The sequence below is a fragment of the Acinetobacter pittii ANC 4050 genome, from assembly GCF_000399685.1.
GTDB classification, from domain to species: Bacteria; Pseudomonadota; Gammaproteobacteria; order Pseudomonadales; family Moraxellaceae; genus Acinetobacter; species Acinetobacter pittii_E.
Window position 1 is genome coordinate 2,357,426 of the sequence record NZ_KB976987.1, and the last position, 12,555, is coordinate 2,369,980.

The window sequence follows — 12,555 nt, forward strand, 5'->3', positions numbered from 1 at the left end:
TTTGAGCGAGATAAAAATCTATTTCTTAACTTTTTGACTCTGATAAGTCATTTACATTCCAGCGGTTTGCTCTTTTAAAAGTACCGACATCATTAAACCGTACACCCATATCACGCATGACTTTATGGGCAACTGGCGCAGTCATTTGGCGAATGTAGAATGGTTCTTTCACTACAAAATGATGGATGGCATGCGTTGAGCCAAAGTTAAAGCAAAACAATTGGAACGGCATCATCCACCACGGTGTTAATACTTGAGTTTGTTGAATGACATTGCCCAATTCGACGTCTCCGTAGTAATGCATATTGCTGGTCACAAAATGCAAGCAGAAGGTACGCAGTACATTTGGTGCAATCCAAATCACAGTCAAAATATTAATCACATGCATGATATTTAAAGTGGTCGCCGACCAAGCAATTGGTGCATTTGCCCACCCCGAAACTGCGTCAATTGCGTGAAATCCTAAAAAGATATACCACAGTAACCAGTGAATAATACCAAGCGGAAAATAAGCTAAAAAAGCACGTTTAAAAATGACTTTTCTAACCGCCCAATTGTTTGAGGCAATAATGCGTAGTAAAACTGCAAAACCATTATCACCAATCGCGATAAGTCGACGTATGTTCCACTTTTCACCATTGGTTAAAGCTCTTTCTTCTAAATCGACTTCAGTACCCGAGTTTTTATGATGGTTAAAATGCAGCTCACGACGTTTCCATGGGTTAATGGTACTTGGTCGAGCTAACCAGACTAAGCCCATCATTAAATGATGTGCCCATGGTTTCTTTCTAAAATACATCCAGTGAATTAAATCGTGCTCTAACTCATGGGTGAGCGATGCAAAAAAAGCAATGATGGGAATTGCGAACCAAGCTGAAAGTTGATGATTGATATAGAGCATGGCAGCCGTGATCATGCCCACCAAAGATATCAATAAAATCATCGCACCAATGGCATTTTGATGGTTCAAAATAGGATGGCGTTTGCGTAAAGCCACACCTTCTGCGGTTACTACTTTTTTAATATGCTCTGTTTTTTCGCTATCGGTCATTCCGGCAGGATTTTTATAAATGTAGGTCATCCGTTATTCCTCAGTTTTTTCATGTCCCTACTTTATTTAGATCGCTTGAGGTGTGCTTAGCTCGAAACGCCAATCTATTGGCTATGGATGCCAAAATAGAAAGATTCAAAACAAACAAAAGATTTTTTAGTTTTGAAATCTTTTATACTGTTCACAGGAATATGAGTCACAAGTTATAGGACATAACATGCCACAGACAGCAACGGCACTGGCTAGCTGGGTGAAAGCGATTCAAAAAGCGCTCGAAAAAGCCGGTGTTGATAGTCAACCTTTATTAGAACAAGCGGGTTTAGATATTCAGGCTCTCGGTAATCCTGATGCACGTTATTCATTAAAACAAACAGCAAATTTATGGAAATTAGCAGTTCAGAAAACTCAAGATTCATGTTTTGGACTTAAAGTTGCCAACCAAGCAAATCAAAATACTTTTCATGTGTTAGGGCATTCACTGATTACCAGCACCACCTTAAAAGAAATGTTCTTAAGAATTATTCGCTATTTTCGTGTGGTAACGGATATTCCTGAACTCGAATTTTATGGAGATGGCAAAAATCATTATTTCGTTATTCATGTTCCGGACGAAGTTCAACCCGAATCGATAGATGCTTTTATTTCCGTTTTTATTCGCTCAAGCCGTGCATTACAGGGATCTGTTTTTTCACCGTTACGCATTGAGTTAAGGCGTTCGGAACCTGAAGATCTGGAAACGTTTACAAGTATTTTAAAAGCCCCGATCGTATTTAATGCACCCAAAGACATGATTGTGTTTGATACAGCTACCATTGAACAGCCACTAGAAGGTGCAAATCCAACCCTCACTCAAGAATATGATGAGATTATTAATCGTTATCTGGCCCGATTCGATAAAGAAAATATATTGGCACGGGTGAAAGTGAAACTTATTGAAAAATTATCGACGGGTGATTTTCAACAGCAAGAAATTGCGAAAAGCTTAGGTTTAAGTATTCGTAGCTTGCAAAGGAAACTCTCCGCAGAAAACACGTCTTATAGTGAGCTACTTGATCAAACTCGGCATGAACTGGCTTTGTCGTATATTAAAAACTCAAGCCATAATATTACTGAAATTGCTTATATTCTTGGCTTTACCGACGTGAGTAGCTTTACACGTGCGTTCCGTCGTTGGACTAATTTATCACCCGTCCACTATCGAGAAAAACATCTGGCTTGCTCTTAGTTTTTTAAACCTTTAAGCAAAAAAAAGATGCATATGAATGCATCTTTTTTATGGTCAATTTACTTTCTAGTGAGCAGCTCTAACATGGAAACAGTTGTGACTTTGGCCCCCACTGGTAAGGCCTTTAAGTCCACAATGTAGTTAGGACTATGTGGAATATAAGGCACTGGTTTGCCTTGTTTTACTGCATTGGCAAATACAACTGGGTCCGCCACACCAATAAACATAAAGTTAAAAGGAATATCTTTTTGGTCACCTAACAAATGGTGCACATCTTCTGAACCCATAAATGGAGGAAAATCGGTTAAAACTTGCTTATCACCTAACAATGCTTTTAACGGCCCATTTAAACGTGCAGAAAACTCTTTGTTATTAATGACTGGATTGGTCGAACCTTTGAGCGTTAAAGTAGGTAATTGATCTTTACCCATCCCCTGCATTTCGGCCGCGCCTTCACTCATGAGCTTAATATTATTTAACATTGTTTCACGCACTTTCGGGTCAAACCAGCGCATATTCATTTTGACTAACGCGGTTGAAGGAATCACGTTATTTGAATTTCCAGCTTGAACTGAACCAATAGATAAAGCAGCAGGTTGCTGAGTATTTACTGCGTTACCCATAATGGTTTGATATTGGGTAATGGCATTGGCTGCCATGCTAATCGGGTTCTTGGTTAAATATGGAAGTGACCCATGTCCACCCACTCCTTTAAATAGAATATCAAGTTGATCGGTTCCTGCCATTCGTGGACCCGGTGCATTAATTATCGTTCCCACAGGTGCAGGGGTAGTGTGAACTGCAAAGAAATAATCAGGTTTTGGTAAGTTATATTTGGTCCATAAACCATCGCTCACCATAGCTTTTGCACCTGTTACGGGTTCTTCAGCAGGTTGCGCGACTAAAATAATAGTTCCGCTCCATTCCTTTTTTAAAGAAACTAGGGTTTTTGCCATACTCAGCATCCATGTCACATGGGCATCATGACCACACATATGTGCCACAGGTGTTTCGGTTCCATCATCGAGTTTTACCCTTACTTTACTTGCGTAGGGTAATCCCGTGGTTTCTTGAACTGTGTTGGCATCCATATCTGCACGGTACATGACTGTTGGCCCGTCACCGTTTTTTAAAATGCCGACCACGCCTGTTTTGGCTATTCCCGTTTTAACGTCAAAACCTAATGACTTAAGCTCTTTGGCAACAATCGCAGAGGTTCGCGTTTCCATAAACCCAAGTTCAGGGTGTTCATGAATGTCTTTATAGATCTTATTTAACCACTCTGTTTGCCCATCAATAATCGTTAACGCTTTTTGTGAAACTGCGGGTAAAGTTGTTGGACTTGCTTCTGCATGCAGAACCGTTCCATAACCTGCAATAAAAGTCGACAAACCTAAAAGTAGACTGTTTTTGAATATTTTATTCATGTAGTAAAAACCTTATAAATGTATGATTTAATTTTAAAATTTATATCCAATTTTTAAGCCATAGCTGACTGAGTGATTTTCCTTAAACTCACCCACATAATAGTCACTACCCGCCTGTGCGCCAAGCTGAGCTTTTGCATCGCCTAACCAGTAATACTTCACGCCACCTGAAATAAAATATTGCGATGTCGGGCTATATTGAGCACCCACGCCTAAGTTGTAATACCCTTTGCTTGGCCCACCCGTCGAGACCTTATCACCTGCTCCCGAGTCCCAACCGACTGACACCGAGCCTAACCATTTAGGTGAAAAGCGTTGCCCTAACCCTAAATTAAGAGACCATTGGTCATCGTAATAACGAACCAAGTTGAAACCTTCTGGGCGGCTTGGAGTCGATAATCCACCAACAACTTTTGAGATTTCACCAAAGCGGTAAGGCTGTAGAGCAAGATCACTCCAATTTACCCAGCGTACACTCCCGAAAAATAAAGTCCCCTGACGAAGGCCTGTTTGAAACTCTAAATTGACTGAATCTGGAGATTTAAACTTGGTTGTGCCTGACTCTTCTACATTTGGTAACTCGGCAACAATACGATTTAAATAAGCTTTTTTCTGCTCCGTCATTTGTCCAATAGAAATCATATAATCCAGGTGCTGATTTACTAAATCACGACCTTGCTGCGTGCTTAGCATCTCAATGAGTGGAGCATTTTCGGTGGCATTTACTTTATGAGTAATAGCTGAACGGTAAGTTAATGAAACTTTTATAGCTTTTTCAGGAATCTGATAGGCAAGCCCTGCTAGCCACCCCAAGTCACCTACAGTTTTGGTATGAAAGTCATAGCCGTTGTAAAGACTAAATACATTGCCTCTTAATTCAACCTGACTTTTAAAGGTCTGATAGACTGGCCCCGCATAAAGATTCCAGTTTTTTGTGGGTTGATATCCCAAGATAAAGCTTAAATTTTGTATATCAAATTCTGATTTTGCATTTCCTGTAGGCACTTGACCAGAAGTAGCATTGGCAAGCCCTGCGGTGGTAATGCCGGGTAACATCACCGTGTCTTTTGGCGTTGCGACAAAACCATTCAGACCTGAATATTCCGTGTCGGCGCCAAAAGGCTGATCATAAAGTAGACCAAATGAATACTGCGGTGCCAACTGAAGTTTTAAGGCCGCTGTAGGTCGATAATCGGTGTTGGCGATATCTGAAATGGAATGATGTGAAGGGTTGGTGCCCGACTCTACACCACTTAAATCGGTATCTGTAATTCCTAAATTTGCTTCAAAATAATTGCCCGGTTGTAAAAAAGCCGATATGGATTGTCCTGTTTTATCAAATGCGGCGGCATTTAAGGTGCTTGTGCAAATTGAAGTTATTCCTAAAATAAATATTTTTTTATTCACAACAAAATTCATAAATCCATCCTGGATATTTCTTATTTTGATTTCTCACTTTAGGTAGATTTTTAAAGTTCTGCTTAGCTCCAAACGCCAAATCTTTGACTATGGATGCCATATTGAAAAATTAGAGTTTGTGTAGCTGCAACCCGAGTATTATCTTTTTAATCACAATAAAAAGTACTCAAGTTTTTAAAATGCAGAGCAATTTTTTTAAGAAACATTTGTGTTTATTGCTGTTAATATTAAAGTGCATGATAGATTTCCCAATCCTTCATACCTCTACAAATCAAGGATGATGAGCGAATACATTTATTATGGAAATCAAGCAAATAAAGTATTTTTTGACGGTCGTTGAATCAGGCAGTATTGGTAAAGCTGCTCAAAAACTCGATGTGGGTGCTTCGGCCATTAGTCAGCAGATTAGTAAACTCGAACAAGAGTTAAGTATTCGCTTATTGCAGCGTAATGCTTTTGGTGTGACCCCAACACCTGCAGGTCTGGCCTTTTTAAAGCACTCTCAGCTTATTTTACGTCAAGTTAACTTTGCTATAGACGCTGCGCATTCAGCACGGCTTTCAGGCCATGTCAGCCTTGGTTTTCCGCCGACCATTACCGCTTTAATTGGCATCCCTTTAATGAAACTAATGTCTGAGCGCTATCCAGACATTCGTCTAGAAATTGTGGAAACCTTGCCGGGAAATCTAATTCAGTCGATTAATTCGCGTCAGCTTGATATTGCCATTATTTTTACTAATGAAATTGATAAGCAGTGGTCAATACAACCCTTAGTACGCGAGCAAATGTACTTAATGGCACGAAAAGAAGTGCTTGAGAAATACGGTCTTGCCGAGTGCATCAAAAGTGGCGTTATTCAGTCGCAGCAAATTGGTGATATTCCTTTAGTGTTGCCACGTCAGCGCCATAGCTTACGAAAACTGCTTGAACACAAGATTGGACAGCTTAATGTCGTCTATGAAATTGATGGCTTACACTTACTTATGGACAGCTTGATTCACCTTGACCTTGCCAGTGTTCGGCCCGGAAGTGCTTGCTTGCAAGAATACAAACACAAGCTGCAATTATTGAAGTTAATTGATCCTGAGGTTGAGCGTATTAATTATTTAGTCAGCCTTGCCGAAGAAGAATTATCACCTGCTGCACTCGCTGCAAAGTCGGCAATTAAAGCCTGTGTAAAAGAGCTAATTCAAAACCAAATTTGGCCGTGTTCTGAAATTATTCTATAAAGGGTCATTAATTTTATTAAAGACCTAATTAATTTTGCCCTCTCACTCCCTCCTTCTGTTTGAGATTACATTTTCTTTCGAATGATAAGTGGATTTCTGTTTATCGAATTATAGATGTGTAGTTTGAACTGGAAACAAGGCATCACATTTTCTGTAAAGGACCTTACTAATTCTCTTCTCTAGCCTACTTATAGGTAGGTTTATTGAATGAGCGGGTTTAAGTCCAAACATTGAAAATCGTGAATGTTTCCATTTTGTCAGGCCAAGGAGGTCTCCAATGGATGTCGTGAATAACCGTAGGGCTACTTTTAAAAAAATATTAAATGTAACGAGTGGCAACTTTTTAGAACAGTACGATTTTTTTCTTTTTGGTTTCTATGCCACTTATATTGCAGCAAAATTTTTCCACTCCGAAAATGAATATGTCTCGTTAATGATGACATTTACCGTATTTGCTGCGGGCTTTCTTATGCGTCCTCTTGGTGCTATTTTTTTAGGTGCTTATGTAGATCGAGTGGGTCGACGTAAAGGCCTTATTGTAACTTTAAGCCTTATGGCAATCGGAACCATCTTTATTACCTTTGTGCCGGGTTACGAGACCATTGGTATTATCGCACCAATTTTGGTGGTGATTGGACGTCTACTACAAGGCTTCTCGGCAGGTGTTGAATCTGGCGGTGTATCGATTTATCTCGCTGAAATTGCAACAGATAAAAACCGTGGGTTTATCACAAGCTGGCAGTCTGGCAGCCAACAAATTGCTGTTGTATTTGCAGCATTGCTTGGTTACTGGCTCAACACCATTTTAACTCATGCTCAAGTAGGTGAATGGGGCTGGCGTATTCCATTCTTAATTGGTTGTTTGATTATTCCTTTAATCTTCTTGTTCCGCCGTACTTTAGAAGAAACTGAAGACTTTAAGGCACAAAAGACTCATCCATCTTCAAAAGAAATTTTCAGCACACTAGTGAGTAACTGGCGTATCGTACTTGCGGGCATGATGATGAGTGCGATGACTACGACAACTTTCTACTTTATAACAGTTTATACCACAGTGTATGCAAAACGTACTTTAGAAATGTCAGTAACAGATAGCCTTTTAGCAACCGTGTTTGTTGGCTTGTCTAATTTCTTCTGGTTACCAATGGGTGGCTTACTTTCAGACAAAATTGGTCGTCGTCCTGTTTTAGTCGGTATTACCACACTTGCTCTCTTTACAAGTTATCCAGTTTTAAGCTGGTTAGTCAGTGATATCAGTTTTACAAACCTTCTAATTACGCTTGCTTACTTCTCATTCTTCTTTGGTATGTACAACGGCACCATGGTCGCAACACTTGCCGAAGTAATGCCAAAACGTGTGCGTACCGTCGGCTTCTCTTTAGCGTTCAGTCTGGCAGCCGCTATTTTTGGTGGTATGACCCCAATGGCTTGTACCTTCCTTGTCGAAAATACTGGCAACCCAAGTACACCCGCTTTCTGGTTAATGCTTGCTGCGGTATGTAGCCTCATCTCAAGTTTATATCTATGTCGCGGTTCTAAACAGAACAAACCTGACGCAATTACTGAACCTGCAAAAGTCAGCGCTTAAAAACTCACACTTTAATCTGAAATTTTAATGAACAGTACGGCAGATTTTCAGTCTCCGTACTGTGCTCTCTCGCAACTAAAGTGAGGCATTATGAAAAAGTCCCCTATCTTCCTGACCATTTGCTTAGCTGGTGCAGGCTTAAGCTCAACTTTTGCTAACGCAGATACGCTCGAAGTGATTAGCTCAGGCGGTTTCTATTCATCTATGGAAAAACTCATTCCAATATTTGAAAAGCAAACTGGTCACACGGTTCATCTTTCGTCTGGTTCATCCATGGGCGCGTCGCCAACTGCAATTCCAAATCGACTCGACCGCGGTGAACGTTTTGACATGGTGGTACTGGCAGCTCCTGAACTGAACAAGCTTGCAGAAAAAGGTTATGTAGACCCAAATTCACAAAGCGCTTTAGTGAATTCAAGCATTGGCATGGCTGTGCCTAAAGGTGCGCCAAAACCGGATATTAGCTCTGCGGCAAAATTTGAAAAGGTTTTATTAAATGCCAAGCACATCGGCTATTCAGCAAGTGCGAGCGGCACGCATCTTGAAAAAGATGTTTTCCCAAGCTTCCCACCTGTCGAATACAAAGTGATTGCTGGTAAAGCAGAAAAAGTGGTTGGTGACCGCGTTGCAAAACGTATTGCTGAAGGTCAGTTTGATATTGGGTTCCAACAAATTAGTGAAATCAAACCTTTTACCGGCCAATATGGTCAAGTTGATTTAGTCGGTCCAATTCCTGCGCCTTACCAAAAAGTCACTGTATTTGCAGCGGGCATTGGTAAAAACTCGGAACATGCAAAAGTTGCAAAAGAACTCATCAAATTTGTGAAATCGCCTCAAGCAACACAAATTATTGAAGAACAGGGCCTTGAGCAGGTTAAACAATAAAAGCTCTAAAAGGCAACGTCTTGAGGTGATGTTGCCTTTACTCTGTTGCTGGTTTACTCAGCGGAATAGAACAAAATGTATAGCGATAAACCAGTGTAGAATAACCAATAAAGGACAATGTAGTATTTGCCGTGGAACTCAAACAATTAAAGTATTTTATTGCGGTGATCGAGTCAGGGAGCTTGGGTAAAGCTGCAAAAAATCTCGATATTGGAACTTCCGCATTAAGTCAGCAAATCTCAAAATTAGAAAGTGAGCTTTCTATTCGCCTTTTACAACGTACTGCTTTGGGTACGGTTCCTACCCCTGCAGGTTTAGCTTTTTTTCAACAGGTTCAATTAGCGCTTAGGCACTTAGACCATGCCGTAGACTCTGCGCATTCTTCACGTTTAAGTGGTCATGTCACCGTCGGTTTTTCACCCAGTGTCGCGTCGGTTATAGGCACGCACTTTTTAAAACTCATGAGAAATCGTTACCCCGACATTAAAGTCCGTTTAATCGAAGGCTTATCGGGTGACCTCAAAGCATTGGTCAATGCAAGGCAGCTTGATGTTGCCATCATCTTTAGTGATGATGTCGACCCACAGTGGGCCATTCAGCCTTTAGTCAAAGAGCAAATGTTTTTAATCTCACCTAAAGAAGTGCTGAGTCAGTACCATCTTGAAAGCTGTATAGACAGTCAAACTATTAGCCATTCACAGCTTAAAGAACTTCCCCTGATTTTACCGAGCCAGCGACATGGACTGCGTTTGTTGCTCGAACAGAAAATTCATCAGCTTAAAGTGGCGTATGAAATTGATGGGCTGCATTTGTTAATGGAAAGCATTAGCCAACTCGAAATGGCAACCATTCAACCTGCAGGTGCATCATTAAACGCGCGGCAAGACTTATGTCTGCTACGCATTGTAGAACCTGCTATTGAGCGTATTAACTATTTAATTAGTCTCTCTGAAGAAGAACTCTCGCCTGCTACTTTAGCCACGAAAGTAGTGATTCGTGCCTGTGTGGCTAATCTGATTAATGAAAAGCGTTGGCCCGGTGCGAAACTCATAAACACTTAAGCCTTTAGTGTTTATTTTTACTAAACACCCATTCAAATTTAGCCTCTCACTTCATCTTCCCTTTTAAAGCTACATTAGCCCTAGCTGAGAAAGGGAAAAATCCATGCATGATGTGATTGTAATTGGTGGTGGGAATGCCGCACTGTGTGCCGCGCTCACAGCAAAAGAAAGTGGTGCTTCTGTACTTGTAATAGAAGCAGCCCCTAAAGAATGGCGTGGTGGTAACTCACAACACACTCGTAACCTCCGTTGCATGCATGATGCCCCTCAAGATGTATTGGTTGATGCCTACCCAGAAGAAGAATATTGGCAAGACCTGCTTAAAGTGACTGCGGGCAAAACCAATGAGCACTTAGCTCGTCTGGTCATTCGTAGCACAGCCACCTGTCGTGATTGGATGCGTAAACATGGCGTGAATTTTCAGCCACCATTATCGGGTGCTTTACATGTTGCACGTACCAATGCCTTTTTTATGGGTGGCGGTAAAGCCCTCATGAATGCGTATTACCGTAGTGCCCAAGAGCTTGGCATTGAGATTTTATACAACACAAAAATTAAAGATCTAAAGTTAAACCAAGGACATTTTGAAGCTGCAATTGCAGAAGATGGTCGTGTATTTAAAGCGAAAAGCTGTGTATTGGCCGCAGGTGGTTTTGAGTCAAATCTGGAATGGTTAAGAGAAGCATGGGGACAAAATGAAAACGGCGAATGGCCTGCCGATAATTTCATTATTCGTGGTACCCGCTTTAATCAAGGTAACTTGCTCAAATTTATGATAGATCAAGGCGCCGATATTATTGGTGACCCATCGCAATCGCACTGCGTCGCCGTAGATGCAAGAGCACCGTTATACGACGGTGGCATCTGCACCCGTATTGACTGCGTTTCATTGGGAATTGTGGTCAATAACAAAGCCGAACGTTTTTATGACGAAGGCGAAGACTTCTGGCCTAAACGTTATGCCATCTGGGGCCGCCTTGTTGCCAAACAACCTCAGCAAATTGCCTATTCCATTATTGACTCAAAAGCCATTGGGCGCTTTATGCCCCCTGTGTTTGCAGGTGTAAAAGCAAATAGCATTCAAGAGTTAGCCGAAAAAATCGGGCTGGATGCAAAAACCTTATGCCATACCGTAGAAGAATTTAACCAAGCCTGTGTTCAAGGTACCTTTAACCATACCGTTTTAGATGACTGCACCACCGAAAATATTGTTCCCAACAAAACCCACTGGGCAGTTCCTCTCGATCACCCACCGTTCTATGCCTATGCGCTTAAACCCGGCATTACCTTTACCTATTTAGGTTTAAAAGTCGAAGACGATGCTGCTGTACGTTTTAACAATAAAGCGAGCCGCAATCTGTTTGTTGCAGGTGAAATGATGGCAGGTAACGTACTCGGTCAGGGTTATACCGCAGGTGTCGGCATGTCGATTGGCACGACATTTGGGCGAATTGCCGGAAAAAATGCAGCCCACTATGCACTTTCACAAGGAGTTGAACATGAATGCTAGTACTAAAGCCCTAATTCCAGTTGTTCAGCTCTCTGACCATGAACAAGAAGTTCAAAGAGCTTTACAGATTTGTAATGCTTGTCGCTACTGTGAGTCATTTTGTGCTGTATTTGCGGCCATGACCAAGCGTCTTGAGTTTAATCAAGCCGATATTCATTATCTTGCAAACCTGTGCCATAACTGTGGTGCATGTTTACATGCTTGCCAATATGCCCCCCCGCATGAGTTTGGTGTAAATATTCCAAAAGCAATGGCGCAAGTACGTTTGGAAACTTACCAAGAATTTGCTACCCCTCAACCGCTAGGCCGACTTTATAAATCGGTTGGTATTCCTTTTGTTTCAGCGTTATCAGCTATTTTCTTTTTATACATGTTAGCTGTGGTGTGGTACAAAGGCACTGACCTGTTTGCAGGCTATCAAGGTAATTTCTATGCAATTTTCCCGCATAACTTTTTAGCTCTACTTTTTGGAGCGACCTTTACAGTTGCGATTGTTTTGCTCGGCATTGGAATTAGCAAATTTTGGAGACAGACGTCTAAAGTTATTCACGGTAAAGTTGAGAAACCAGACCTTATTCAAGCCTCTCAAAATGTTTTAACGCTTAAATATTTAGATGGTGGACATGGCAAAGGCTGTAATGAACAAGATGATCATTACACACAAATCCGCCGTGTGTTCCATCACCTGACGTTTTATGGTTTTATGCTTTGCTTTGCAGCCACAGGCGTAGCGACGTTATATCACTATTTTCTTGACCTACACGCACCTTATCCGTACTTAAGTTTGCCTGTGATTTTAGGCACTTTAGGTGGACTTGGCTTAGTGATTGGACCATCTGGCTTGCTCTATTTAAACCTTAAACGGCATCCGTTGCATGGTGACCGTGAGCAAAAACCTGTAGATCGAGGCTTTATTTTCCTTTTAATTTTAGTCAGTGCTTCAGGCTTAGCCCTCATGGCATTTCGCAATACACCGTATATGGCACTTTTACTGATTTTCCATTTAGCCACGGTCATGACATTCTTCATTACTATGCCATTTGGAAAGTTCGCACATGGTTTTTACCGCAGTGCTTCTTTGCTCAAATTTGCCATCGAAGAACGTATTTCTAAGAAGTCATAATTTCACTCAAAAGGATTCACTACCTTGGCGTAGTGAA

At 41.2% G+C, this 12,555-nt stretch carries 10 protein-coding genes; 7 read left to right on the top strand and 3 right to left on the bottom strand.

The annotated features are described in order from the left end of the window. Positions 1-25 precede the first annotated feature (25 nt). The gene (locus F931_RS14860; RefSeq protein ID WP_080649723.1) at positions 26-1,051 is read right to left on the bottom strand and encodes a fatty acid desaturase; all 1,026 of its coding nucleotides are present in this window, start codon (positions 1,049-1,051) and stop codon (positions 26-28) included. Positions 1,052-1,268: 217 nt separating this feature from the next. Between F931_RS14860 and adiY the strand changes: the two genes are divergently transcribed. After that, positions 1,269-2,276 carry an AraC family transcriptional regulator gene (gene adiY, locus F931_RS14865; protein ID WP_016142110.1) on the top strand — a complete coding sequence of 336 codons (1,008 nt, stop codon included), beginning with the start codon at positions 1,269-1,271 and terminating at the stop codon, positions 2,274-2,276. Positions 2,277-2,335: 59 nt separating this feature from the next. On the opposite strand, the gene hipO is transcribed toward adiY, so the two are convergent. Then, the gene (gene hipO / locus F931_RS14870; RefSeq protein ID WP_016142111.1) at positions 2,336-3,703 is read right to left on the bottom strand and encodes an amidohydrolase; all 1,368 of its coding nucleotides are present in this window, start codon (positions 3,701-3,703) and stop codon (positions 2,336-2,338) included. Positions 3,704-3,736: 33 nt separating this feature from the next. Continuing rightward, a complete protein-coding gene (locus tag F931_RS14875) occupies positions 3,737-5,122 on the bottom strand; it encodes an outer membrane protein transport protein (protein ID WP_016142112.1) in 1,386 nt (461 codons plus the stop codon). Positions 5,123-5,421: 299 nt separating this feature from the next. Here F931_RS14875 and F931_RS14880 point away from each other — a divergent pair, with 299 nt between their 5' ends. The 6 genes from F931_RS14880 (at position 5,422) to tcuB (ending at position 12,518) form a co-directional block, all read left to right on the top strand. After that, on the top strand, positions 5,422-6,351 hold the full coding sequence (locus F931_RS14880) for a LysR family transcriptional regulator (RefSeq protein WP_016142113.1): 930 nt from the start codon (positions 5,422-5,424) through the stop codon (positions 6,349-6,351). A 277-nt stretch (positions 6,352-6,628) separates the two neighbouring features. After that, a complete protein-coding gene (gene citA, locus F931_RS14885) occupies positions 6,629-7,939 on the top strand; it encodes an MFS transporter (RefSeq protein WP_016142114.1) in 1,311 nt (436 codons plus the stop codon). 90 nt (positions 7,940-8,029) lie between these two features. Continuing rightward, positions 8,030-8,824 (top strand): substrate-binding domain-containing protein, encoded by a 795-nt coding sequence (locus F931_RS14890; protein WP_016142115.1) that lies wholly within the window; start codon positions 8,030-8,032, stop codon positions 8,822-8,824. A 131-nt stretch (positions 8,825-8,955) separates the two neighbouring features. Beyond that, a complete protein-coding gene (gene nac / locus F931_RS14895) occupies positions 8,956-9,885 on the top strand; it encodes a LysR family transcriptional regulator (protein ID WP_016142116.1) in 930 nt (309 codons plus the stop codon). Between the two features lie 103 nt (positions 9,886-9,988). After that, positions 9,989-11,395, top strand: coding sequence for an FAD-dependent tricarballylate dehydrogenase TcuA (tcuA, locus tag F931_RS14900; protein ID WP_016142117.1), 1,407 nt, complete (start codon positions 9,989-9,991; stop codon positions 11,393-11,395). Continuing rightward, the gene (tcuB, locus tag F931_RS14905) at positions 11,385-12,518 is read left to right on the top strand and encodes a tricarballylate utilization 4Fe-4S protein TcuB (RefSeq protein ID WP_016142118.1); all 1,134 of its coding nucleotides are present in this window, start codon (positions 11,385-11,387) and stop codon (positions 12,516-12,518) included. Before tcuA ends, tcuB begins: the two co-directional genes overlap by 11 nt. Positions 12,519-12,555: the final 37 nt, after the last annotated feature.